This is a genomic window from Bordetella genomosp. 11 (assembly GCF_002261215.1).
GTDB lineage: Bacteria > Pseudomonadota > Gammaproteobacteria > Burkholderiales > Burkholderiaceae_B > Bordetella_C.
In genome coordinates this window covers 4,642,089-4,666,540 of record NZ_NEVS01000004.1, presented here as the reverse complement: position 1 = coordinate 4,666,540, position 24,452 = coordinate 4,642,089, and the positions used below count along the sequence as shown (strand labels likewise).

The window sequence follows — 24,452 nt, the reverse complement described above, 5'->3', positions numbered from 1 at the left end:
GGCGATGGGAACCCTTACTGCACCATTTGATTGATCTCTATGATCGGCATCATGACGGCCAGCACAATGACCAGTACGACGCCTCCCATGATCAGGATCATCAGCGGTTCCAGCAATGCGGTCATGGCCATGGCGCGGCGTTCGAGGTCGGCAGAGAGCGTGGTGGCCGCGCGGTCCAGCATGGGCGCCAGTTCGCCCGTGCGTTCGCCGCTGCCGATCAGGTGTATCAGCAGCGGCGGAAAGGCCTTCTGGGTTTGCAGGGATGCGGCCAGGGCCGCGCCCTGGCGCACGCGGTCGGTGGCATCGGCGACGGCCGCGCGCAGGCGGTCGTTCGTCAAGGTCTGTGCCGCGGCCTGCAGGGCGCGCAGCAGCGATACGCCGCTGCCCGTCAGGATCGCCAGCGTGGATGCGAAGCGCGCGGCGTTCATTTCGAGGATGAAGCGGCCGGCCATGGGCAGGCGCAATGCGCGCGCGTGCCAGCGCAGCCGCGCGGGCGGCGCGCGCAGGCTCCAGCGCCATGCGGCAAAGGCGGCGCCGCCGGCCGCCAGGCCCGCCGCGCCCCAGTCGCGCACGATGTCGCTCATCGCCACCATGATGCGGGTGATCAGCGGCAACTGCTGGTGGGTTTGGTTGAAGGCGCCGATGACCTGCGGCACCACGAAGCCGAGCAGGAAGAAGATGATGCCCACCGATACGACGCCGACGATGGCGGGATAGATGAAGGCCGTCAGCACCTTGCCGCGCAGCGCGTTGCGCTGTTCCACGTAGGTGGCGAGCCTTTCCATGACGAGCGACAGGTCGCCGGATTCCTCGCCCGCCGCGACCAGCGCCCGGTAGATGTCGGGGAAGTCTTTGGGCCGCGAGGCCAGCGCGTCGGCCAGGCGGTGGCCGGCGCGCACGTCGGCGCGTACGGCGGATAAGGCTTGGGCGACATGGCGCTTTTCGGCCTGCTCCAGGGTGGCCGTCAATGCCGCGTCCAGGGGCAGCCGCGCCGCCAGCAGGCTGGCGATCTGCCGCGTCAGCCACGCCAGTTCGGTATCGCCCAGGTGCTTGCCCAGCCAGCGCGCGGAGCCGGCGCGGTGATGGCCGGATGCATCGCGCACGCTCAGCGGCGTGAGGCCGCGTGCGCGCAGGGCATTGCGCGCGCCGCGCGGCGAGTCGGCGTCGATCATGCCGCGTTCCAGGTGGCCCGCGGCGTCGGAGGCTTCGAAGGTGTAGGAAGGCATGGGCGTATGGGGCTTGCGGTGAGTTCGCGGCGTCAATCGTCGCGGGTGACGCGCAGGATTTCCTCCGGCGAGGTTTCCCCCGTTTCCACCCAACGCTGGCCGTCGTGGCGCATGTTGCGCATGCCGGCGGCCTCGGCGGCGCGGCGCATGGCCTGTTCGCCCGCGTCGGTATGCATCAGCCCGCGTATCTCGTCGTCGATGACGAAGAGTTCGTGGATGCCCGTGCGGCCGCTATAACCGGTGTGGCTGCACGCGGAACAGCCGACGGCGCGCCATGCCTGCCGTCCGTCGGCCGTCGTGGCCGGCTGCCTGCAATGCGCGCACAGGCGGCGCACCAGCCGCTGCGCCAATACGCCCAGCAGCGACGAGGAAAGCAGGAAGGGTTCGACGCCCATATCGGTCAGGCGCGTGATCGCCGACACGGAATCGTTGGTATGCAGCGTGGCCAGCACCAGGTGCCCGGTCAGCGAGGCCTGCACGGCGATCTGCGCGGTTTCCAGGTCGCGGATTTCGCCGATCATGACGACGTCCGGATCCTGGCGCAGGATGGCGCGCAGGGCGGTGGCGAAGCTGAGGTCGATGCGCGAATTCACCTGGGTCTGGCCGATGCCGGGCAGGTCGTATTCGATGGGATCTTCGACCGTCAGGATGTTGGTGGTGGCGGCATCCAGGCGCGCCAGCGACGCGTACAGCGTGGTGGTTTTGCCGCTGCCGGTCGGGCCGGTGACCAGCACGATGCCGTGCGGCTGGTGTATCAGGCGGTCCAGGCGCTGCAGGACGGCGGGCGCCATGCCCAGGGTTTCCAGGCGCAGGCGTCCCGCCTCCTTGTCCAGCAGGCGCAGTACGGCGCGTTCGCCATGGCCGGTGGGCAAGGTGGAGACACGCACGTCGATGGGCCGGCCGCCGACGCGCAGCGCGATGCGGCCGTCCTGGGGCAGGCGTTTTTCCGCGATGTCGAGGTTGGCCATGATCTTGATGCGGGAGATCAGCGCGTGGTGCAGGGCGCGCCGCGGGCTGACGACGTCGCGCAGCGTGCCGTCGACGCGGTAGCGCACCATGGAGTGCGTTTCGAAGGCTTCGAGATGGATATCGCTGGCGCCGTCGCGCGCGGCCTGGGTGAACAGGGCATTGATCATGCGGATCACCGGCGCGTCGTCCTGGGTATCGAGCAGGTCTTCGATCTCCGGGATATCCTGCATCAGGCGATCCAGGTCGATTTCGTTTTCCGACGCCGCCACCACGCTGGCCGCATCGCCGGCATGGGCGTAGGCGGCGGCCAGCAGCGTTTCCAGCTCGTCGTCGGCGATCTCGCGTTCCTGCGCCAGCGGATGGTGGCGCCGCGCCTCGGCGCGCGCCCACTGCGGCGTGCGCGGGCTGAAGGTCAGCTGCGCGCCCTCCGGGCGGATCGTCAGCAGGGCGCGCAGCGCGCGGGCCCAGGCGTATGGCAGGGATGTCATCGTGCGGTCTCCGATGCCTTTGTCTACCGTATCGTCTCCGGCTGGTAGCCCAGCTTGGTCAATAGTTCGGCCGCGGCGCCCGCCGTTGCCGGGTCGCGCGCGACGCGCGTGCGGACCAGCACGCCAGCCCCGCCCGGCGCCACCTGCGTATAAGCCCGCAGGCCCGAGCCGGCGACCCGTTGCACGATCTGCTGCGCTTGTGCCTGCGAATCGGCGCGCGCGATCTGCAGGACGAGGGCTTGGCCGCCGTTTTCCTCCCTGCGGGCCTGGCTGGCGATGGCGGGCAGCCCGTCGAGCGACGCGGCGGGTTGGGGCAGGCGCGGCGTCGAGGGGTACACGCGCGTGTCGGTGGTCGTCGGTGGCGGGTCCTGGCTCAAGGTCTGGCCGGCGGCGTTGGGCCGCAGGTCCAGCGGGCGCGAGGACAGCGGCTGCGCATCGGTGCCCAGCGGCGGCAGCTGTGGCGAATCGACGTCGGGTAGCGGCCAGCTGTGCGGCGTCCTCGCGTTGTCCTGCACGCGCCGCATGTAGTCGTAGCGGTCCAGGGTCAGGCGGCGGCTGTCCTGGCTGCTGCGCACGATATGCGGCCGCAGGAAGATCATCAGGTTGGTCTTGGTGCGATGCCGGCTGGTGTAGCGGAACAGCGAGCCGATAAGGGGGAGGTCGCCCAGTATGGGCACCGATTGCGTGCCGTCCGTGCCGGAGTCCTCCAGCAGCCCGCCCAGCACGATGATCTGCCCGTCGTCGACCAGGACGCTGGTATCCAGCGCGCGCTTGCGGGTGATGATGCCCGCCGTGCTGGTGGCGGTATCGTCGATGCTGCTGACTTCCTGGTAAAGGTCCAGCTTGACCGTGCCGCCTTCGGAGATCTGCGGCCGCAACTTCAGCGTCAGGCCGACGTCCTCGCGCTCGATGGTCTGGAATGGGTTGCTGGAGCCGTCGCCCGAGCTGGTCACATAAGAGCCGGTGACGAAGGGCACGGTCTGGCCCACGATGATGCTGGCCTGTTCGTTGTCCAGTGTCAGCAGGTTCGGCGTGGACAGGATGTTGGTGCCCTGTATGCCCTGCATGGCGCGCGCCAGCGCGCCCAGGTTGATGATCTGGTGGCCCAGCGCGTCGACCGTGCCCTTGACGATGCCCAGGTTCAGGCCCGTGCCCAGGGCGTCGATCGAGGTGGCGGTGCTGCTGCTCAGGTTCAGGCCGCTGCCGTTAAGGTTGGTGCCGCCGAACACCGTGGTGCCGTTGCCGTTCAGGCCGTTGCCGCCGAACATCCATTGGATGCCGAATTGCGCGGCATCGTCGCTGGAGACTTCCACGATCAGGCTTTCGACCAGGACTTGCGCGCGGCGCTGGTCCAGCTCGTCGATGACCTCGCGCAGGCTGCGATAGAGCGGTTCGGGCGCGGAGATGATCAGCGTGTTGGTGGTCGGGTCGGCCGTGATGGTGGCGCCATTGGCCGAGAACGCGTTGCCCTGCGCATCGCGGTCCGCATTGTCGGCGCCCTGGCCGAAGCGCTGCGAACCGCTTGCGCCGTTCGCGCCGCCGCCCATGGTGTTCTGCGTCGCGCTCGCCTGCGAGGTGTTCACGGCGGACGTGCCGCCGCGAAAGGGACTGCCGCCGTAGTCGCCGCCGGCCGCGTTGCCGCCCCCGCCGGCACCGGCGCCGCCGGATGCGCCACGGTTGTCGGACTGCCCCGTCAGCGCGCCGCGCAGCACGCCAGCCAGCTTGACCGCCTGGGCGTTGCGCAGATAGACCACGTGCAGATTGCCGGCCGAGGCCTGCGGATTGTCCAGACGCGTGACGAGTTGGCGCGCCAGCTGCGCGCGCGCCGGGTTGGATGCGCGCACCAGCACGCTATTGCTGCGCGGGTCCGCGGCGACGGTGACCTGCTGGCTGGCATCGTTGCCGCCACGCGTGTCCATCATTCCGCCCACCACAGACGCGATATCGCTGGCGATCCCGTAGCGCACGGGAATGACGTCGGCCGATAGCGAATCGGGATTGTCGATATCGGCGATCACCTTGGCGATGCGCGCCATGTTGTCGGCGTAGTCGGTGACGACCAGCGTGTTGTTGTTGGGATAGGCGTTGATCGGGTTGTTGGGCGCGATCATGGGGCGCAGCACGGGCAGCAGATTGGTGGCGTTCTCGTACCGCAGGTGGAAGACCCGCGTGACCAGGCCGCCGGCCGTGGCGCCGCCGCCATCGGTGACGGGGGCGCCCTGCAGCTTCGCGTCCGCTTCGGGCACGACGCGGCTGACGCCGTTGACTTCGACCACCGCGACGCCCTGCATGCGCAGCGCGCCCAGCAGCATGTCGTAGGCGGTGTTCGGGTCCACGGGTTTTTCGGAGACCAGCGTGAGCTTGCCCTTGACGCGCGGATCGACGACGAAGTTGCGGCTGGTGTAGCGCGCCAGCGCGCGCACGACCGAGGGCAGGTCGGCATCGACGAAGTTCAGGTTGACGCTGTCGGCGCCGCTCGCGCCCGCGCCGGCCTGGGTGGCCGCCGCCGCGAGATTGGCGTCGGCCGGATCCACGTCGCGGCCGTCCACCTTGACGCGCACATGCAAAGGGCCGAGGTCGCGCGGGGCCGCGGCGGGTGCCGCGGTGGCGTTGCGGGCGCGCGCGACTTCCGGATCGGACAGGCTGGCGCCGGCGCTGATCAGCGGATTGTCCGGCACGGGCGGCCGCGCGGGACGCTGGGCCGGCGCCGCGCATCCGCCCAGCAACAGCAGGGCGGCGAGCACGGTGGGAACCAGGCGCTGGCCCGCCGCGCCGTGTGACCCGCGAGCGGGGCGCCGGGCGGGGCGGGCGGTGGAGTCGATGCGAAAAGCGCGTGCTGCGTTCATTGAAGCTTTACTCGGTGATCATGGAAATCGCAATTGGGAAACGCCGTTCCGGTAAGCGCCCAGCACGCCGAGCAGCGGCTCCAGGGCGTCGCGGGTAGCGGCATCGGTGTCGGGCGCGGGCCTGGCCTGGCCTTCGAAGCGCCAGCGGCCGTCGCGGTCCTGGCCATGGCCCTCGACGCGCAGGGCGCCGCGCACGGTATGCACTTGCAGGTCCAGGCCGCCGGCGCCGTCCGCGGCCAGGGCCGCCTGGTAGTCGCCCAGGGGCTGCACGCGCACCCGCGCGGACGAGGCGTTCGACCAGGTCAGTTGCAGCAGCGCGCCCTTGGATGGCGGGTCGCCCAGATCCAGCGCGGGCCAGGACAGTGCCAGTTGTCCGCCCGGCTCGATGGTGTTCAGCGGCGCGCCGGCGGCGGCCAGCGTGGCGGCGGGCAGGGTCAATGTGCCCTGGCCCAGCCGTGTGCCGCCCGGGCGGGGAGCGATTTCCAAGGGTCCGCGTAGCCAGGGATGCGTGACGCGCGCGGCGGGGCCGATGCCCGCCAGCCAGTGCCAGCTCCAGCTCACGGGCTGCGGCAGGGTGCGGCGCATGCCGGGCGGGCCCACCGCCAGCCGCGCCTGGCCGTTCCACAGCGTGCCGGATGCGTCCACCGGGACCAGTAGCGCGTTCGCGGGTACCGCGAGCAGCAGCCAGCGCGCCGGCAGGGTTGCGACGGCCGCAACCAGGGCCACCAGGACGGCCGCCAGGGGCAGCGGCCAGCGGCGTAGCATCATGATCGGCCCCCGGCGGGACCATCGTCGGCGTTTCTCAGCTGCAGCGTGCCGGAAGCGCGGGCGGGGATGGGGCGCCCCAGCGAATCGCGCGGCCGGACGATGCGCACCTGGGCGACGCGCAGCCGCAGCAGCGCCGGCGCATGGGCCAGCCAATCGAAGAGCGCGGCTGGCGATGCATCCTCGAAGGCGACGCTCCAGGCCTTGCCGTTGTCCGTCTTTTCGACCTGCTGGGTGCCGCCCAGGCCGGCGCGCGCCAGGCTGGCGCGCAAGGCTTCTTCCATGTCGGCGGCGGGTATCTGCCGCCCCTGCTCGCGCTTCAGTGCCTGCGCTTCCTGGACCAGGGCGTCGACCGCGGCGGCCTGGGCGCGCAATCGCGGCAGCTCGTCCTGCCAGCGTTCGATATCGCGCCAGGCCGGCCGCAAGCCGGCCGCGAAGAAGGCGGCGGCGGCCAGGACCCCGCCCATGACGCGTACCAGCCGGCGTTCGCGCGGGGTGAGCTGTTGCCAGTATTGCGATGCCTGTTCCGCCGCTTTGCGCCAGCGGGCAAGCCACGCCGGCGGCAGCAAGGTCCGTTGCGTGGCGAGTGTCACGGCCGCGACCCCGCGGCGACCTGCGCGCGTTCGGACGCATGGAGCCGATCGGCCAGCCGCGCCGGCGCGACCTTCCAGCCCGTCGCGCTGGATGCCAATACCGGTCCCGGGCCATTCTGCGGCCGCGCGCCGGCCTCGCGCGGGACCGTGCCTGGCGCGTTGTCGCCGCGATCGATGGCAAGCACGCCATCCTGGTAGGCAAGGGCCGACAGCTCGAAGCTGCCGGCCGGCAACATCTGCGCGGCGGCCTGCGCCAGCGGCATGAAGTCGCTGTCGCTGGCCACGCTGCGGGCGGCGCGCAGCGCGTCCACCCGTTGTTGCGCCTGCTTCAGCGGGTCCACGATGAGGGGCAGTTCCGGAAACGCGGCGGCCACGCGATCGTGTACCGATCGCTGCAGCGCTTCGCCTTCGGCGGCCAGTTGCGCGGCGTGGATGTTCAGGCCGGCGACCCAGACGGTCAGGGCGGCCGCCGACCATGCCAGGGGACCGCGCCAGCGCGAGCGGCCTTGCGCGGCCGGGCGCAGATCGGGCAGCGCCAGCGACCATGCCGGGCCGGGATGCTGCCAGCGCGCATCGGCCGGCAGGGACAGCGGCGCGTCGGTATGGCCTGCCTGCGGGCCCAGCATGGCGTTGGTCGGGTAAAGCGCGGCGATCTCCAGCCCGGCCTGGGCCAGCGTCGCCCATCCCCGCTCCAGCGCGGCGCGGCTGGCCCATGCCACATGCGCCTGCCCGTCGCCGTCGCGCGGACCGAAGGCGATGGCGAGGTCGTCGGTGGCCGACAGGGTCAGGGGCTCGACCAAGGCTATCGCCGCCGCGTGCAGGCGTGCGCCGCGCAAAGGTGGCAGCGCGATGCGCGTCTCGACCGTGTCCTGCGGATGCAGGATGGCTTCGACGCGGCTGGCCGGCACCGCGGAGGCGAGCTCATGCAGTGCGAGTTCGCCGCTGCGTAAGACGCGCCGGTCCCGGTCCAGCAGGACGAAGGGGATTTCCAGATCGGGGTTTAGCGCGCGCAAGGGCGGCAGGGCCAGGCGCAGGATGGTCTTCAATTCACTTCCCTTATCCAGACGATGCTCGTGGACTGGTCGTCGCGTTCCAGCAGCGCGCGCATGGCGGCCGTGGCGCGGCCCAGCCGCACGATTCCGGCCAGGCTGAACCATTGGCTGTCGGTGGATACGCTGTCCTTGTCCAGCTTGATCCGCGGGTCGGCCAAACGATTGACGAAGTCCGCGGCGTCGTTGAAGTAGCGGCCGCGGTCCCGCTCGGCCACCAGCGCCACGGCCTGCCCCAGGGGTAGCTGCGTCACGACCGCGTACAGGACTTCGGCCGGCGCGGTATTGACGTTGACCGGACTCTGGTCCGGCAGGATGGTGGCGCAGCAGTCCAGGCGCTGTATCGCCTGTTCGTCCAGGCCGGCGAGGCCGCGCAGGTCCGCCAGCGATTGCAGGCCGGGCGCGCGAGGCGGCGTCACCGCCTTGGCGGCGGTCCCGTCGCCTGGGGATTGCGCCGTGCCGTCGACGGCCATGGGCTGGCCGGCGGCGATGCGGCGCGCGATGTCGGGCGCGATCGAGGGGCGCAGGTTCAAGGCCTGGAGCAGGCGTTCGAAGGCCACCAGCTGGCGCGGGTCCACCTGGCCCTGGAACGCGAGGTTCTGCAGATTGAATTTGCCCTGCTCGTCTTCGATGCGGCCCGACAGCACGGCGGGATCGGGCTCGCCGGGCGGATCGAGACGCAGATCGACGATGGGCATGGCCCAGGGCTGGTCCGCGCGGGTGATCGGACTGTGGCGGGCGTCGTCGCGCAGGATCTGCCTGGCCCAGTCGATGCCGCCCAGCAACAGCCATTGCGCCTGTACGCGCGACCGTTCGCTCATCACGAGCTGCGCGCGCTCGCTTTGTCCACGCAGCATGGTGCTGGCGATGACCGCCGCGGCGGCCACGACCAGCAAGGCCGCGATCACGGCCATGCCTTTCTGGTGCCGCGCAGGGTGCGTCATGGCAGCGCCACCACCCTGCGATAGACCTGCGCCGGGCCGGCCGCCGGCGCGGCAAGCCGCAGCTCGATGGCAAGGCCGGTGGCCGTGGAGCCGGCGTCGCTGTCGGGCAGCGGAACCCAGCCGCGGCCGGGTATCCAGGCCTGCATGCTGAAGCCGACGACGCCATCCAGCAGGTCCACGCCGGCACCCGGGCGCGGCAGGGGAAAGGCGTCGCCGCCGGTGCCGGCGGCGCGGCGCAGCGCATCGCCGTCGCGCCACCAGCGCACGCGCTGCCAGCGTCCGCCCGGCGCGGGGCCACGCACGATATCGAGCGCCGCGCCTGCGCGTTCGCCCTCGTGCGCGGCATCGACGCGCAATGCCGCGGGCAGGACTCGCTTCACGACCGCATCGGCCGCGCCGCCGTCCAGAACGGTGTCGGGCGCGCGCATCTGCATGTCCAGCTGCAATTGCCCCAATACGCGCAACAGGGCATCGTCCCGATCGGCATCGCGCTGCACGTGATCGCGGGTGCGCACCACGCTGTCCAGTCCGCGCCATGCCAGGACGCTGACGATGGCCAGTAGCGCGACGGCGACCAGCACTTCGATCAGCGTGAATCCGGCCTGGCCGCCGGCGCGTCCGTCCGGGCGTCCCGCATGGCGGGGAAAGCGGGTGTGGCGCTTCATGGCCGCGCGCTCAGCAGGCCGCGCAATTGCGCCAGTTGCGGCCCCTGGCCTTGCGCCAAGACGCGCACCGTCACTTGCCGCATTTCCTTGTAGGCGGTGGACTCGATATGGCTGATACAGACGAATGCCGAAGGGCCTTGCGGGCAAGGCGTGCGCAGATCGCCCAGCGGCGGGAATGCGCGCTGGGCGCGCAGTTCCGCCAGCGTGTTTTCCGCGGACACCAGCGCCAGCGCGCGGTCGCGCAGCTGCGCCTGGCCGGTGGCGATCTGGCCCGCCGCCCGCACGCAGGCCGCCAGCGCGATGGCGATGATGGCCAGCGCGATCAGGATCTCCAGCAGGGAAAAGCCCGTCTGCGCGCTGCGGGGATTCATGGCTGCAGCGCATAGCGTCCGGCCGCGTCGCGCACGATGGCGATGCGTTGGAAATCGTCGCTCAGTTCGATACGCATGGGCGCGGCGATCCATTCGGGCGGGAACACGCCGGCCTGGTCCGAGTCCGCCTGGACATGCACATCGGATGCCTCCCAGCGGCGCGGCCGCAGGCTGTCGTCGTCGCGGAAATCATCGGGCGGCGGGGCCTCCTTGACCGCCGCCGCCGCGTTGCCCGGATTCCACTGCGGACGGCGCGTGAAGCGATAGCCCTGGCCGTCGGCGTGCCAGGTGACGGCGCGGCCGCCGGCGCGGGCTTCGGTCTGCGCCAGCGCGAACAATAGCGACAGGCGCCGGGCGTCGCGCGCCAGCGGCTGGTCATCGTCGCGCTTGGGAAAGGACAGGCCGACGGCCGTGGTGACGATGGCGATGATCGTCACCACCACCATCATCTCGATCAGCGTGAAGCCGTCCTGCCGCCTGGCGCCGTTGCCGGACGCGGCCGGTTCACAGGTTCCAGGAGCCGATATCCGCATCACTGTCTTCCCCACCGGGTTTGTTGTCCGCGCCCAGGGAAAACACATCGATTTCGCCTTTTACGCCGGGATTCAGGTATTGGTACGGGTGGCCCCAGGGATCGCTCGGAAGGCGGTCCAGGTAGCTATGCCAGCCGGGCAGCTTTTCGTCGGCGGGCTGCTGCACCAGGGCCTGCAGGCCCTGCGTGGCGCTGGGATAGTGCCCGTTGTCCAGTCGATAGAGCTTGAGCGCCTGCATGATGCTGGAGACGTCCTGGCGTGCCGCCACGGCGCGGGCCTGATCGGGGCGCCGCAGCAGATTGGGCACGACGAGCCCGGCCAGGATCCCCATGATCACGACGACGACCATGATCTCGATCAGGGAAAAGCCGCGTTGGCGCGCCCGCCTGCCCGCGCGCCTGCCGGGGTGTCCGATACCGCAGTGTTTCATGTGCTTCATCCTCGGTTCCGGTCCTCCTGTTGCGGGCCGGCCGGGACGCTGGGCGTCTTGCGATTCGCTGTCACAACAAGTTCGGAGTTCTGTCATATGCGGGCCCTATCATCGTGGGTCCGAATGACAGCGATATGTCGATCATCCACCGGAGCTCCTGCCGTTACATGCCGCAACGTGTCGACCCCGCGCGATTCGCGCACAGCGTTGCCGTCCTTGTCCTCGCCGCCGGCGTAGGGGTCTGGGGCGCGGTACTGCTGGCCCCGCGCGCGCGTGCCCTGCCGCCCATGCTCGACACGCCGCGGCCGGCCGCGGGCGATACGGCGGCGCTGGCAGCCTGGTTCGGAACCTCCGCCGCGCCGGTGAAGGTGAACGTGCTGGGCTTGATCGCCGCGGGCACCCACGGCGCCGCCATCCTGGCGATAGACGGCGGCGAGCCGCGCGCCTACCGGGTCGGCCAATCCATCGTGGACGGCGTGACCCTGGCCAGCGTGGAGGCCGCCGGCGTGGTGCTGGAGCAGGGCGGGCAGCGCATCCGCGTGGCCGCGCCGGCGCAGGCGCCCCTGGTTTCGCCAGGCTTCGTGCCGGTTCATCGATAGGAACATCGGGCAGTGGCCGCGGCGTACCGGCGCGGCCGGATATGCCGCGGCCGCGCCGGCACTCGCGCGCCGGCCGGCCCGTTTACAGGTGAGCCGCCATCGCGGGATCCGAGACGCTATCGCGGCCCGTTTCCATCCGGCCGGCGAAGCGCCGTTCGAAGCCGTCCTGGCCCGTCACGGTGAAGTCGTACCAGTGCCCGCTGGCGCTCAGGTCCCAATCCAGCGTGCCTTCTTCCTTTACCTTGACGACCCAGGGGCCGTCGGCGCGATAGGCGTTGGCCCGCACGGTCAACGTGTAGTCCTCCTTGTTGCCGCCTTTGCCGCCATGGTGTTTGGCCATGTTCTTCAGCTTCATGGTCACGCGGCCGGCCCTGGGCTGGTAATGGAACCTGATCACTTCCGGCTGGAAGCCGGCATCCTGGTACGCGCTGGCGTCGCCCGCGAAGGTGCGCACGAAGCCGTTGGTGCTGTAGACCCACAGGTTGTACTTGCCGCTGTCCGCGCTCGTGTCCCATTGGTCCTGTAGCGACTTGCCGGGTTCGACCGTATAGCGGCGCGGGATGCGGTCCAAGTGATTGCGGTCGTAGACATGGAAAACGGCTGCCTGCGCGCCGCTGTTCTCGAACTTCAGCTGCACCGTGCGGCCGTCCTCTTCCACGGTTCCATGCACTTCCAGTTCATAGGGCAGCGCGCGCGAAGGGCGCACGCCTTTTTCCTGGTAAAGCGCGTCCGGCGTGGCGGGCGGGTTGGCGGTGGGCAGGTTGCTTTGCGCCGCCAGCACGGCCTTGTAATTGCTGGTGTCGGGCAGCGTCGGGAAGCTCGGATCGTTGGGCGACTTGAAATCGAAGCAGCTGGTCAGGTCGCCGCAAACGGCGCGATGCCAGGCGCTGACCGCATCGACCTTGATATCGAAGCGCTGCTCCAGGAACAGGCTGATCGAGGTGTGATCGAAAACCTGCGAATTCACCCAGCCGCCCTTGCTCCAGGGCGAGACCACGTACATCGGCACGCGCGCGCTCAAGCCCCAGGGACGCAGGCTGCCGCTCAGCGTATCGAGCTTGTTGCGATAGGCGCCGGCCGGGTCCGAGAAGTACTCGCCGTCCAGCGGCAGCGTCGCCTTGCCGGCCAGCGTGCCGTCGGCGTTGTAGGACGGCGGCGCGGGCGCGGGCACGTGATCGAAAAGGCCGTCGTTCTCGTCGTAGGTCAGGAAGAAGGCGGTCTTGGCCCACACTTCGGGATTGGCCGTCAGCGCGTCCAGCACTTGCGCGGTGTAGTTCGCGCCGATGGCCGGATTGCTGTTGCCGGAATGTTCCGAGTTGGCAGCGGTGCACAGCAGCCAGGACACCTGCGGCAGCCGGTTCGCCACCACGTCCTGCTTGAGGTCGTCGATGGTGTACAGCTTCAGGCCCTTTTCGTAGAGCGGATCGCCGGGCTTGGCATTGCGGAAATCCTCGAACGCCAGGCCGCCGTGCATGGCACCCGTCCAGTTGTCGTTCGGATCCTGGTAGATCTTCCAATCGATGCCCGCGTCCTCCAGCACCTTGGGCAGGGTGTGCCATGTCAGGGCGTTGTCGGGGTAGGTATAGCCGGGCGTGGGCATGGTGCCCGTGATCCAGCAGCGGTTGTTGTTCGGCTCGGACGTGCGATCGTCGCTGTTGATGCCCATCTTTGCCAGGCTGGGGTCGAAGCCCGAACCCGAGAAGAAAACCACGCGGTTGGGGTCGGTGCCGCTGGTGGTCGAACAGTGGTAGCCGTCGCAGATCGTGAAGGCTTCCGCCAGCGCGAAATGGAAGGGGATGTCGTTGCGGCCCAGGTAGCCCATCGTGTACTTGGTCTTGAACTGCGGCCAGTAGCCCGATCGCCCCTGGCCCCAGGCGGCCTGCATGTCGGAGAAGCTGTGCGGCGTGCCGGGCGATTGCAGCGCCTTCACCTTGGTGCCGTCCATGTGATACGGCGGGATCTCCAGGCCCGTGGCGTCCTGCTGGTACCAGACGTCCTTGCCGCTGGGCAGCGGCGTGGGGAAGCGGTCGCCGTAGCCGCGCACGCCGCGCAGGGTACCGAAGTAATGGTCGAAGCCCCGGTTTTCCAGCATCAGGATGACGATGTGCTTGATGTCCTTGATGGTGCCGGTCTCGACCTTGGCGTCGATGGAAAGCGCGCGGGCGATGCTGGGGGGCAGCATGTTCAGCGCCAGGGCGGCGCCGGCCGACTTCGCCGTGCCGGTCAGGAATGTGCGTCGATTGAGCTTGGTCATGGCCTTCAGAGGGTTGTTGGTGGGTGGGTCCGCTGCCGCCCTGGCGCGCTCGCCGGGATGGGAGTCGCGGGCAAGTTTGGTTCGCCAACGTGACAGGCCAATGAACATAGCTCAATGAAAATATTTGTGACATTGAATATTTCTCAAATAGAATGACGCATCCGCAGCGCGCCGCGGTGCGCGCGGCCGGCTTCCTTCCCACTTGCCTGCGAGCGATGCATTCGCCATGACGATCTCTGCCTGCCGCCTCCGGCCCGATGGCCTTGCACCTCTTGCGCCGGACCCTGCCTGCGTGCCCTGGGCCGCCGGCCGTCCCGCGCTGATCCTGGACCTGGACGGCACCCTGATGCGCGAGCGCGAGCCCGTGCCAGGCGCGGCCGACCTGCTGCGCGCCTACCACGACCGCTATGTCGTGGTGTCCAACAATTCGACGCACACGGCCGGCCAGATGGCGCGCCGGTTGCGCTCGGTGGGCCTGCGAGTGGAGCCCGACAGGCTGGTGCTGGCAGGAGAAATGACCATCCGGTACCTGCGCGAGCATCATCCCGACGCGCGCGTGATGTTGTGCGCATCGGTCGGGTTGCGGCGCTACGCGACGCAAAGCGGGTGCCGCCTGGTGCACGACGAGGCCGACATCGTCGTGCTCGCGTTGGACAAGCGCTTCAACTATGCCGCGCTGGAACGGGTCACGCGGCAATTGGCGCACGGCGCCAGGCTGGTCGTCAGCAACACCGACGCCAGCCATCCCGGTCCCGAGGGCTGCATCGTGCCGGAGACGGGCGCGTTGATGCAGGCCGTGGTGTCCAGCTCCGGCCGCCAGCCCATGCATGTGGTGGGCAAGCCCGGTCCCGCCATGTTCGAAGAAGGCCTGCGCCGCCTGGGGCGGTCTCGCGATGAAGTGCTGGTGATCGGCGACAACCCCGATACCGACGCGCTGGGCGCGGTGCGGGCGGGTCTGCGCTATCTATTGGTCGGTGACGGCGTGCATGCCGATGCCCCGACCTTGGCCGGCCTGATGGCGAGTCCGGTGCCCGCGCATGCCGCCTTGCCGGACGCGCGCCGGCCGGCGCTGGCAAGCGTCCGGTAACGCGCGGCGCGATGCGGCGATCAGTAGCGCTTCAGCGACAGCACGTCGAAGGTGCTTTTCAGCGTGGCCACCGAGCGGTCGTAGTCGGCCAGCGCCAGGCAGGCGATCAGCGTATCGATGATCGCCAGTTGCGCCAGCCGGCTGGTCATGGCCTCTGTGCGGAAGCGCGTTTCCTGGGCCATGGTGTACAGCAGGACGTCGGCGAAGGGCTGGATGGGCGACTTGCCGAAGTTGGTCACGCAGATCGTGTGCGCGCCGGCTTCCTTGGCCAGGCGCGTCGCCAGCACGGTTTCGTAGGTACTGCCGGAATGTGAAATCGTCAGCGTGGCGACGTCAGGCCCGGTGCGCGACGCGCTGATCGCCTGGATATGCGAATCGGTGACGGCGACGGCATTCAAGCCGATGCGCAGCATGCGGTAGTAGACGTCTTCGGCGATGGTGGCCGAGCTGCCGATGCCGTAGATCTCGATGCGCTTGGCGCGCTTGATCAGCTTGACGGCGCGCGTCAGGGCCTCGGCGTCGAGCACGGACGCCGTCGCCTGCAGGGTCTGTATATTGCTGTTGAAGATCTTTGCGATGACCGCCTGCACATTGTCGCGCGGCGACAGGTCTTCGTGGATGTACTGCACCGGCTGCACGATTTCCTGCGCCAGCAGGATCTTCAACTGCTGGAAGCCCTTGGCGCCCACCATTTTGCAGAACCCGACGACACTGCCTTCGCTGGACCCGGTGCGTTCGGCGACCTCGCTGACCGACATGTGCACGACCTCGTCGGGATGATCGATCACGAACTCCGCGATGCGTTGGGCGGCCGGTCCCATGGCGGGCAGCAAATTCTGGATGCGCGCGCGCATGGTGGGCACCGACGTCGTGGCCGGCGCGGAAGAGGGGCCGTTGGCGGCGTGCTGTTGGGCTTTGCGGGTGCGGGGCATGGAGCGGTGTCCGGTGGGCGGCCTGTGCGCGGCGTGCGCCGCATTGTAAGCGGGGCGGGGTATCGCCGCATCCCGTTGGCACCGGACAAGGGTGAACACCGTTGCGTTAACGAGGTCACTCCAGCAATTGGAATATGGGACGCACAAGATAGGGATACTGCAGGACCCGCCGTCCCTGTGCCAGGAAGGAAGAACACGTAGCGTCGAGCCGGGCGTCCTTGGCGGTGTGGGCCGCCGAGCAGGAAAGGAGCTGCTTGATCGTGTTGGCTTCAATGTCCGAAGGCTGTATGTCGCTGAGTTTCAGCCGATGCTCCGTGGGCGTCGCGTACATGACGTCGAGCAAATTGTCCGGGCTGCCTATCATGATGGGCCCACTGGCGAAAACGCCGCCCGGTAACCATTCCACGGAGTGCGGGGAATACTCGGGCTCGACGTTGTCTCGCGGATTGCCGACCTCCTCTACGGGGTGCGTCAAGCCTAGCGCATGCCCGAATTCATGGACTATGGTCAGCAGGGCCAGCGCGCGCGCGACCTCTTCGCTGCTCATGCTTGCGTCGAACTTGAGCCTGAGCGCCCTGGCCGCCTCCAGGGAATACGTGATGGGATTTGCCTTGTTGACATAGAGGCCGGGCGCCAGCCCCGTCAGGGTTTCATATCCCTTTGGAATCGCCACGGCTATCGCACTGATACCTTTTTCGGAATGATCGCTATTGATGACGAAATTGGCGGAGGTCAGGTTGGCCGCCGCGATGCTGAAGGAACAGGCGTTGGATTGCAGCTTGCTGTTCCAGATCCTGGCGGCGTCCGCCGCAAGGCTATCCAGGGGAAAAGAGTAGCCGTCGGGACCGAGCTGCACGCCCAGAAAGCCGGTCGCCGCATACTTCAGCGCCTTGTTATATCTGGCGCATGTGTCGTACGGATTATGCGAAGAAGGCAGGCCGTCCGGACCGTCAGGGTCGAGGAATACCCGGACGCTGCGATATCGCGCGGGGACAGGGGCGGCAACAGCCGCCGAGGCTATCACCAGCACCGAAACCAAGGCTATCGACGATAGGATGCCACGCGTCTTCACGATTTCCCTTTATTTATCCAGGCACATGAACGCGTGGCCAGTATAGGGACGTGCCAAAGGACGCGCGGAGTAATTTCGTGTATCGCGGGCGGTACAGCCGTGCCGGACCGCCGAATGCGCGGCTAACGGTCGGGCTTATCGTTTTGCCAGGGCGATCAGATAGGCGCAGGGCTGCTTGCCGGGATTGGCGAATGTGCAGGCGGAAGGCCTGCCCAATTGCAGGCAGTCCCCCGCCTTCAGGGTGTGCGTTTCGGCGCCTTCCTGGAAAACCAGCACGCCTTCCAGTACCCACATCTGCTGATGCTGGAAGGTGAAGGCATCCGGCGGATAGGAAACGCGCGCATTGGGCGGCAGGTCGATGCGCAGCAGCTCCAGCACGCCGCCATTGGGCGGCGAGATGCGGCGGCGCACATAACCGGTTTCGGGATCGGTCCAGACCGGCTGGTCTTCCGCGCGCAGCAGGCGGTCGCTGGATTGTTCGGCCAGCGTCAGCAGCGTGGACAACTGCTGCCCGAAGGCCCCTGACAGCCGGCCCAGGATGGTCGCCGTGGGGCTGGCCTCGCCGCGTTCGATCTTGCTGATCATCGCCTTGGACACGCCCGAGCGCTCGGCCAGTTCCGCCAGCGACCAATTGCGGGCATCGCGTTCCTGCTTGATGCGCTGCGCGATGGCGGCGGACGGGTCGTAGAAGGAGGCGGTCATGGTGGGTGCGGTAAGGCCGATGTGTTGCCGGGGGCGCGAATGGAAATTATAGGGGGCGGTCCGGGGCGCGGCTTGATCTGCGTCAGCGGCGGCTTGCCATCCATCACGATCGCGTGCGCCTTTGGCGTTCCGTCCCGGCCGTCGAAAGACCGCTCGTCAACGCGACGATAAAGTCCAGGAACACGCGGGTCTTGACGGGCGTGTGGTGCCGGGACGGATGGTAGGCGTAGAGCGGGAAGCGCTCATCCGGCCAGTCCGGGAAAAGGTTGACCAGCCGCCCTTCGCGTATCAGCGGCTCCGCGACGAGCGCGAGCATTTGCGCGATGCCGGTGCCCGCCACGCATGCGTTGACGAGGGCCGTCGGATCATTGACGGTAAGCCGTCCCTTGGTTTCCACCACCAGCCGCTTGCGCTTGCGATGGAATTCCCACGGGAAAGGCTTCCCCGTTTCCGGATTCCTGAACTCCAGGCAGGTGTGATGGCCAGCGCCCAGCTCCTGGGGCGCTGCCGGACGCCCCCGCGCCGCGAGGTATGACGGCGCGGCGACCGTGACGATTCCGCTTTCCAGCAGTTTGCGGGCCACCAGGCTGGACGAGCGCGGCTCGCCGAATCGCAAGGCAAGGTCGAAGCCGTCCACGATCAGATCGCCCAGATGATCCCGCGCGATGAATTCGAGCGCCAGCTCGGGATGCGCGTCCATGAATTCATTCAACCGGGGGCCCAGGATGATGCGCGAAAACACCGGATCCAGGTTGATGCGCAGCTTGCCGCGCACGGTGCCGGCGCCGCGCGCCGCCGCCGCGGCCGCTTCCTCCATGCCCCTGAGGTGCGGGATGACCTGTTCGTAGAACGCGCGGCCCTCTTCGGTCAGGGACATGGCGCGGGAGGTCCGATCGAACAGCCGTATCTTCAGGCGCGCTTCCAGCCGCGCGATCGCGCGGCTGACGCCGGGCGGGGACAAGCCCAGCTGTTCGGCGGCAGCCGCGAAGGTACCGGCGTCGACGACGACGGCGAATACGTTGACGCCGCTGGAGAGATTGCCGCTGGACGATTTCATGGCCTGTGGGCTTGCGTGGGAATTCGAAAACATCGGGCCGGCCACGGCCATCAGTGACTATATGTCATTTATGCAATGACATGAATGCCATTTTGTTTCCCCGCACATTTGCACAGAATGCGCTTCATGTCGCGGATGGATTGCGATCCCGATTCCTACCGTTCCACTTCCGGGGAGTACCAAATGAGCGTTTTACTTGGCCGGCGCGATCTGCTGAAGAAGGCCACTTTCACGGCCGTCGCGGCGGCAGGCGGCTTGGCCGGCCGGCGCGCCGGGGCAGCGCCCGCCCAACCGATACGCCAGGCGGCGCCGGCCGGCGGAGCCGCCTTTGCGGCGATCGACCATTCCCTGCGCCAGGCGGTCGACAACGGCACGGTGGCCGGCGTGGTCGCCATGGGCGCCACCCGGCAGGGGTTGGTCTATGAAGGGGCCTTTGGCCACGCGAACCGCCAAACCGGGTCGGCCATCACGCCGGACACGGTGTTCTGGCTGTTGTCGATGACCAAGGCGATTACCGCGACGGCGTGCATGCAGCTCATCGAGCAAGGCAAGCTGGGGCTGGACCAGCCGGCGGGCGATATCCTGCCGGAACTGAAGTCGCCCCAGGTACTCGACGGCTTCGATGCCGCGGGGCAGCCGAAGCTGCGGCCGGCCCGCACCGCGATCACGGTGCGCCACCTGCTGACCCATACATCCGGCTTTACATACAGCATCTGGAGCCAGGACCTTACCCGCTACGAGAAAGCGACCGGCATGCCGGATATCGGCTATTCGTTGAACGGCGCCTTCAAGGCGCCGCTGGAGTTCGAGCCGGGCGAGCGCTGGCAGTACGGCATCGGCATGGACTGGGTGGGCAAGCTGGTCGAAGCCGTCTCCGACCAGTCGCTGGAAATCTACTTTCGCGAACGTATTTTCGCGCCGCTGGGCATGCACGACTCGGGTTTCCTGATCGGTAGCGCGCAGAAGCGCCGCGTGGCGACCCTGCATCACCGGCAGCCCGACGGATCGCTCAAGCCCGAGGCCTTCGAGATCAACCAGCGACCCGAGTTTTTCATGGGCGGCGGTGGCGCCTTCAGCACGCCGCGCGACTACATGGCGCTATTGCAGATGTTGTTGAACGGCGGCACGTACCGGGGCAACCGGATCCTGCGCCCCGATACGGTGGCCGCCATGTTCCGCAATCACATTGGGGATCTCCAGGTCACCGAGATGAAAACCGCGCAGCCCGCGTGGTCGAACAGCTTCGATCAATTCCCCGGGACCCCTCACAAGTGGGGGCTGTCCTTCGATATCAACACACAGCCGGGGCCGCATGGCCGCAGCGCCGGCAGCATCAGCTGGGCCGGACTGCTCAATAGCTATTTCTGGGTCGATCCGGTCAAGCAGGTGGCCGGCACGCTGTTCACCCAGGTCCTGCCGTTCTACGACCCGGGCGTCGTCGACCTCTACGGCAAATTCGAGCAAGGCCTCTATGGCGGGCTGCGGCGCGCCTGAATGTCGATCGCCTTCGCGGCGTATCGATGACCGGTGGGAACACCGCTATCCATGCAAGGAGAACAAACATGTACGCAATTACGGGAATAACAGGAAAGGTCGGCGGCGCCGTTGCGCGCGCGCTGCTCGCGGCGGGCCAGCCGGTGCGCGCGGTGGTGCGGGACGCGGCGCGCGGACAGGCGTGGGTGGCGCGTGGCTGCGAAGTCGCGATGGCCGATATGGAAGACGCGGCATCGCTCGGCGCGGCGTTCCAGGGCGCCAAAGGCGTCTTCATCCTGCCGCCTTCCGAGTTCGACCCCGCGCCGGGCTTCCCGGAAGCGCGCGCCGTCATCGACGCGGTGTGCGCGGCCTTGCAGTCCGCCGCGCCGCGCCAGGTAGTGTGCCTTTCGACCATCGGCGCCCAGGCGCACGAATCCAATCTGCTTACGCAGCGCACGCTGCTGGAGCAAGCCCTGCGCAAGCTGCCGATACCGGTGACCTTCCTGCGTCCCGGCTGGTTCATGGAGAACGCCGCATGGGACGTCGCGGCGGCCCGCGATACGGGCGTGATTTCCAGCTTCCTGCAGCCGCTGGACCAGGCATTCCCCATGGTGGCGACCGCCGACGTCGGCCGTGTCGCCGCGCAATTGTTGCAGCGGGCCTGGAGCGGTGTACGTGTCGTCGAGCTTGAAGGCCCGCGTCGCGTCACCCCGAACGACATCGCCGCTGCGTTCGCCGGCATCCTGGGCCATCCCGTGCGCGCCGAGGTCGTCGCGCGCGACACCTGGGAGGCGCTGTTCCGCTCGCAGGGCATGAAGCATCCCGTGCCGCGCATGCGCATGCTCGACGGTTTCAATGAAGGCTGGATCGCCTTCGAAGGCGATCCGGCCGATGTCATCAAGGGCGAAGTGGAACTGGAAACCGTGCTGCGCGCGCTGGTCGCGGGGGGCAGTTGACGCCATCGGCCGTCCTGGGACCTGCCATGAGAGGGGCCCCGCAGCGCGGATCGGCACTTCGTCGTGGCGGTCCGCACATCCTGGATAGGGACAAACCCGCAAACCCCTTCCAGGGCCTTGTCCGCGCTTTCTGTCGTCCACTATAGTAGACGAAACGGCTACAGCCCTGTGGCATGCACCCGCGCCACAGGGCGTCCCGGACCGCCGTATCGCCTAAGGACGACCCCCGATGTCGCGCGAAATCCGTCTCAATGCCTTCGACATGAATTGTGTCGGGCACATCCAGCAGGGCTTGTGGACGCATCCGCGCGACCAGTCCACGCGCTACACGGATATCCATTACTGGATGGAGCTGGCGCGCAAGCTGGAGGCCGGCCTGTTCGACGGCGTGTTCTTCGCCGACGTGCTGGGCGCCTACGACGTCTACGGCGGCGGGGTCGATGCGACACTGCGCGGCGCCGTGCAACTGCCGGTGAACGATCCCAGCCTGGTCATCCCCGCGATGGCGGCCGCCACGCGCCACCTGGGCTTCGGCGTGACCTGCAACTTGACCTACGAGCCGCCTTTCTCGTTCGCGCGGCGCATGTCGACGCTGGACCATTTGACCGGCGGGCGCATCGGCTGGAACATCGTGACGGGTTACCTGGACAGCGCGGCCAGGGCGACCGGCCTGTCCGGCCAGATGGCGCACGACGACCGCTACGACCTGGCGGACGAGTACATGTCGCTGGTCTACAAATTCTGGGAAGGCAGCTGGGAGGACGGCGCGGTGCGCAAGGATCGCGCGGCCCGCGTCTACGCGGATCCGTCCAAGGTCCATCGCGTCGTGCATGACGGCCGGCAGTACAAGGTCGATGCCTTGCACCTGTGCGAGCCCTCGCCGCAGCGCACGCCGGTGCTCTACCAGGCCGGCGCCTCCACGCGCGGCCGCCAGTTCGCCGCGACGCACGCGGAATGCGTGTTCGTGAATGGGCAGAGCATGAGCGGCGTCAAGGCAATTGTTGACGATATCCGCGCGCTGGCCGTCAAATTCGGCAGGCAGGCGCAGGACGTGAAGGTTTTCATGGGGGCGACGGTGGTGACCGGCCGCACGGAGGCCGAGGCCCGCGAGAAATTCGAGGACTACAAGCGGCACGTGGACGTCGAGGCGGCCCTGGCGCACGCGTCCGCCTCGATGGGTATCGATTTCGCGAAATACGGCATGGACGAACCGGTGCAGACGGACAAGAGCCAGGCCATCGTCTCCAACGTGGAAGCCATGACACGCAGCGCGGGGCCGACCTGGACCAAGCGCAAGCTGATCGAACAGATGGTGCTGGGCAGCCGGCAGCAGCCCATGGTGGGATCGCCCGGGCAGATCGCCGACCAGCTGATCGCCTGGAGCGAGCAGGCCGGTGTCGACGGGTTCAATCTTTCGCGCACGGTCACGCCGGAATGCTTCGAGGATTTCATCGAACTGGTGGTGCCCGTGTTGCAGGAGCGCGGTGTGTACAAGACCGCGTACGCCGATGGCGTCTATCGTGAAAAACTTTTCGGGCGCGCGCGCCTGCCGGCGACGCATGCCGCGGCGGCGTATCGCGCGGGCGCCGGTGTCCCGGGATGCGAGCGAGGCGGAAATGATCGATAAGGCGACGTACCGCGATGCCATGGCCCACCTGGGCGCCGCGGTCAATGTGGTGACCAGCGACGGCCCCGCCGGGCGCTGCGGCTGCACGGCATCGGCGGTGTGCGGGGTGACGGACCAGCCGCCCATGCTGTTGGTCTGCATCAATCGCAGCAGCCGCAACAACGCGGCATTCAAGGAAAACGCCCGGCTGTGCGTGAATGTGCTGGACGCCGGCCAGCAGGCCCTGGCGATGCGGTTTTCCGCCAAGGATCTGGCCGTGGAGGACCGCTTCAGCGTGGGCGAATGGCACGTCCTGGAAACCGGCTCGCCGGTGCTGCGCGGCGCCGCGGTGTCGCTGGACTGCGACATCACGTTCACCGCCGAGGTCGGTACCCACACAGTGTTCTATTGCGCGGTGCGGGCCGCGGCGACGCAGCACGATAGCGAAGCGCTGATCTATTTCGGCCGCGGCTTCCATCGCGTGGGCCGCCTGTCGCAGAACCTGGGCTGCTGACGTCATGGCCGAACCCGCGCTGGGCGCGACGGCGCCGCACACCGGCAAGACGGTCTCGCTGGCCATCCTGTTGCTTTGCCAGGTCTGCGCGATGTCGGTGTGGTTCGCCTCGTCGGCCGCCGTGGCCAGCATCAAGCAAACCGTCGCGCTGACCTCCTGGCAGGAGTCGCTGCTGACCAGTTCGGTACAGGCCGGCTTCGTGGCGGGCACCATCGCCAGCGCCGTGCTGGGGCTGGCGGATCGTTTCGATCCGCGCCGGCTGTTCATGGCCTCGGCGTTGACCGCCGCCCTGGCCACGCTGGCATTGCTGGCCTGCGAGCCGGCGGGCGCGGCGGTCTATGCGCTGCGCTTCGTCACGGGCATGTGCATGGCCGGGGTCTATCCCGTGGGCATGCGCCTGGCCGCGACCTGGGCGGACCGCGACCTGGGCCTGCTGATCGGATTGCTGGTGGGCGCGCTGACGCTCGGCTCGGCCAGTCCGCATCTGTTGGCGGCATTCGGCGGCATGCAATGGCCGCAGATCTACCTGGCCGCCGCGGCGCTGGCCGGCGCCGCCGGGCTGGCCATCAATCTGTGCGGCGTCGGCCCCGCCATGCGCCGCGCGACGCGGTTGAACCCGGCCGCGGTCGCGCAGGCCTGGCGCCATCGGCCGTTGCGGCTGGCCAATTTGGGCTACCTGGGCCACATGTGGGAGCTCTACGCGATGTGGGCATGGCTGGCGGTGTTCCTGCACGAAAGCTTCGCCCGTGGCGGCATGGCGGCGCCGGATCGCGCCGCCGAAAGCCTGACCTTCGCCGCGCTGGGCGCCGGCGCGCTCGGCGCCTGGGCGGGCGGCTGGTTCGCCGACCGCTACGGCCGCACCGCCGTCACCGTGGCGGCGATGGCGGCCAGCGGGGGCTGCGCGCTGGCGATGGGGTGGCTGGCCGATGCGCCGCCGCTGATCGTCGGCGCGGTCGCGGTGGCCTGGGGCATTACGGTGATTGCCGATTCGGCCCAGTTCTCGGCCAGCATCGCGGAGTTGAGCGCGCCGGATTCGATAGGCACCCTGCTGACCGCGCAGACCTGTGCCGGCTTTCTATTGACGCTGGTCAGCATCCATCTGGTGCCGCCCGTGCAGCAGGCGCTGGGCTGGCCCGGCGCGTTCAGCATGTTGGCGCTGGGGCCGTTGTTCGGCTGCGCGATGATGCTGCGGCTGCGTGGGGATCCAGCCTCGCTGCGGCTGGCCAACGGCAAGCGCTGAAGGGTTCACCGCAAGAACGCAGGACCGCTGCCCTGGCAGCACGGCAGTTCGTATGCAGTCCCGGCATCACAGGCGTTAACC

At 68.4% G+C, this 24,452-nt stretch carries 23 protein-coding genes; 7 read left to right on the top strand and 16 right to left on the bottom strand.

The window, feature by feature from the left end:
* Nucleotides 1-14 precede the first annotated feature (14 nt).
* Genes gspF through gspG form a run of 11 tightly spaced genes read right to left on the bottom strand, consistent with a single transcriptional unit; the run spans nucleotide 15 to nucleotide 10,879 of the window.
* A complete protein-coding gene (gene gspF, locus CAL28_RS28690; RefSeq protein ID WP_094844365.1) occupies nucleotides 15-1,226 on the bottom strand; it encodes a type II secretion system inner membrane protein GspF in 1,212 nt (403 codons plus the stop codon).
* Nucleotides 1,227-1,258: 32 nt separating this feature from the next.
* Nucleotides 1,259-2,683, bottom strand: a complete 1,425-nt coding sequence (gene gspE / locus CAL28_RS28685; protein ID WP_094844364.1) for a type II secretion system ATPase GspE — start codon at nucleotides 2,681-2,683, stop codon at nucleotides 1,259-1,261.
* A 23-nt stretch (nucleotides 2,684-2,706) separates the two neighbouring features.
* Nucleotides 2,707-5,529, bottom strand: coding sequence for a type II secretion system secretin GspD (gene gspD, locus CAL28_RS28680; protein ID WP_094844363.1), 2,823 nt, complete (start codon nucleotides 5,527-5,529; stop codon nucleotides 2,707-2,709).
* A gap of 18 nt (nucleotides 5,530-5,547) precedes the next feature.
* A complete protein-coding gene (gspN, locus tag CAL28_RS28675; RefSeq protein ID WP_094844362.1) occupies nucleotides 5,548-6,297 on the bottom strand; it encodes a type II secretion system protein N in 750 nt (249 codons plus the stop codon).
* Nucleotides 6,294-6,887, bottom strand: a complete 594-nt coding sequence (gene gspM / locus CAL28_RS28670) for a type II secretion system protein GspM (protein WP_176464129.1) — start codon at nucleotides 6,885-6,887, stop codon at nucleotides 6,294-6,296. Before gspM ends, gspN begins: the two co-directional genes overlap by 4 nt.
* The gene (locus CAL28_RS28665; RefSeq protein WP_094844361.1) at nucleotides 6,884-7,933 is read right to left on the bottom strand and encodes a GspL/Epsl periplasmic domain-containing protein; all 1,050 of its coding nucleotides are present in this window, start codon (nucleotides 7,931-7,933) and stop codon (nucleotides 6,884-6,886) included. The genes gspM and CAL28_RS28665 overlap by 4 nt, the downstream gene beginning before the upstream one ends.
* Nucleotides 7,930-8,880: a type II secretion system minor pseudopilin GspK gene (gene gspK, locus CAL28_RS29875; protein ID WP_176464128.1), complete on the bottom strand. Its 951-nt coding sequence runs from the start codon at nucleotides 8,878-8,880 to the stop codon at nucleotides 7,930-7,932. The genes CAL28_RS28665 and gspK overlap by 4 nt, the downstream gene beginning before the upstream one ends.
* Nucleotides 8,877-9,545 (bottom strand): PulJ/GspJ family protein, encoded by a 669-nt coding sequence (locus tag CAL28_RS29870; RefSeq protein WP_094844359.1) that lies wholly within the window; start codon nucleotides 9,543-9,545, stop codon nucleotides 8,877-8,879. The genes gspK and CAL28_RS29870 overlap by 4 nt, the downstream gene beginning before the upstream one ends.
* On the bottom strand, nucleotides 9,542-9,916 hold the full coding sequence (gspI, locus tag CAL28_RS28650; RefSeq protein WP_094844358.1) for a type II secretion system minor pseudopilin GspI: 375 nt from the start codon (nucleotides 9,914-9,916) through the stop codon (nucleotides 9,542-9,544). The genes CAL28_RS29870 and gspI overlap by 4 nt, the downstream gene beginning before the upstream one ends.
* A complete protein-coding gene (gspH, locus tag CAL28_RS28645) occupies nucleotides 9,913-10,449 on the bottom strand; it encodes a type II secretion system minor pseudopilin GspH (protein ID WP_176464127.1) in 537 nt (178 codons plus the stop codon). Before gspH ends, gspI begins: the two co-directional genes overlap by 4 nt.
* A complete protein-coding gene (gene gspG / locus CAL28_RS28640) occupies nucleotides 10,421-10,879 on the bottom strand; it encodes a type II secretion system major pseudopilin GspG (protein WP_094844914.1) in 459 nt (152 codons plus the stop codon). Before gspG ends, gspH begins: the two co-directional genes overlap by 29 nt.
* A 167-nt stretch (nucleotides 10,880-11,046) precedes the next feature.
* Between gspG and CAL28_RS28635 the strand changes: the two genes are divergently transcribed.
* On the top strand, nucleotides 11,047-11,478 hold the full coding sequence (locus CAL28_RS28635; protein ID WP_094844913.1) for a type II secretion system protein N: 432 nt from the start codon (nucleotides 11,047-11,049) through the stop codon (nucleotides 11,476-11,478).
* Between the two features lie 82 nt (nucleotides 11,479-11,560).
* On the opposite strand, the gene CAL28_RS28630 is transcribed toward CAL28_RS28635, so the two are convergent.
* Nucleotides 11,561-13,732, bottom strand: a complete 2,172-nt coding sequence (locus tag CAL28_RS28630; RefSeq protein WP_094844912.1) for a phosphocholine-specific phospholipase C — start codon at nucleotides 13,730-13,732, stop codon at nucleotides 11,561-11,563.
* 226 nt (nucleotides 13,733-13,958) lie between these two features.
* Here CAL28_RS28630 and CAL28_RS28625 point away from each other — a divergent pair, with 226 nt between their 5' ends.
* A complete protein-coding gene (locus CAL28_RS28625) occupies nucleotides 13,959-14,819 on the top strand; it encodes an HAD-IIA family hydrolase (protein WP_094844356.1) in 861 nt (286 codons plus the stop codon).
* A gap of 20 nt (nucleotides 14,820-14,839) precedes the next feature.
* Here the strand turns inward: CAL28_RS28625 and CAL28_RS28620 are convergent, their stop codons facing one another.
* The 4 genes from CAL28_RS28620 to CAL28_RS28605 form a co-directional block, all read right to left on the bottom strand.
* Nucleotides 14,840-15,751 carry a MurR/RpiR family transcriptional regulator gene (locus CAL28_RS28620; RefSeq protein WP_254926262.1) on the bottom strand — a complete coding sequence of 304 codons (912 nt, stop codon included), beginning with the start codon at nucleotides 15,749-15,751 and terminating at the stop codon, nucleotides 14,840-14,842.
* A 115-nt stretch (nucleotides 15,752-15,866) separates the two neighbouring features.
* Nucleotides 15,867-16,823, bottom strand: coding sequence for a hypothetical protein (locus CAL28_RS28615; protein WP_094844355.1), 957 nt, complete (start codon nucleotides 16,821-16,823; stop codon nucleotides 15,867-15,869).
* Between the two features lie 135 nt (nucleotides 16,824-16,958).
* The gene (locus CAL28_RS28610; protein ID WP_094844354.1) at nucleotides 16,959-17,525 is read right to left on the bottom strand and encodes a helix-turn-helix domain-containing protein; all 567 of its coding nucleotides are present in this window, start codon (nucleotides 17,523-17,525) and stop codon (nucleotides 16,959-16,961) included.
* Nucleotides 17,526-17,628: 103 nt separating this feature from the next.
* Nucleotides 17,629-18,582: a LysR family transcriptional regulator gene (locus CAL28_RS28605; RefSeq protein ID WP_094844910.1), complete on the bottom strand. Its 954-nt coding sequence runs from the start codon at nucleotides 18,580-18,582 to the stop codon at nucleotides 17,629-17,631.
* Nucleotides 18,583-18,765: 183 nt separating this feature from the next.
* Between CAL28_RS28605 and CAL28_RS28600 the strand changes: the two genes are divergently transcribed.
* From CAL28_RS28600 to CAL28_RS28580, 5 genes are all read left to right on the top strand, one after another.
* Nucleotides 18,766-20,076, top strand: a complete 1,311-nt coding sequence (locus tag CAL28_RS28600; RefSeq protein WP_094844909.1) for a serine hydrolase domain-containing protein — start codon at nucleotides 18,766-18,768, stop codon at nucleotides 20,074-20,076.
* 68 nt (nucleotides 20,077-20,144) lie between these two features.
* Complete coding sequence (locus tag CAL28_RS28595) at nucleotides 20,145-21,011, top strand: NmrA family NAD(P)-binding protein (RefSeq protein WP_094844353.1); 867 nt, start codon at nucleotides 20,145-20,147, stop codon at nucleotides 21,009-21,011.
* A gap of 229 nt (nucleotides 21,012-21,240) precedes the next feature.
* Entirely contained in the window at nucleotides 21,241-22,638 is a 1,398-nt protein-coding gene (locus CAL28_RS28590; protein ID WP_094844352.1) for an LLM class flavin-dependent oxidoreductase, read from the top strand.
* A complete protein-coding gene (locus CAL28_RS28585; protein WP_094844908.1) occupies nucleotides 22,628-23,131 on the top strand; it encodes a flavin reductase in 504 nt (167 codons plus the stop codon). Before CAL28_RS28590 ends, CAL28_RS28585 begins: the two co-directional genes overlap by 11 nt.
* Nucleotides 23,132-23,135: 4 nt before the next feature.
* Nucleotides 23,136-24,371, top strand: a complete 1,236-nt coding sequence (locus CAL28_RS28580; protein ID WP_094844351.1) for an MFS transporter — start codon at nucleotides 23,136-23,138, stop codon at nucleotides 24,369-24,371.
* Nucleotides 24,372-24,452 lie beyond the last annotated feature (81 nt).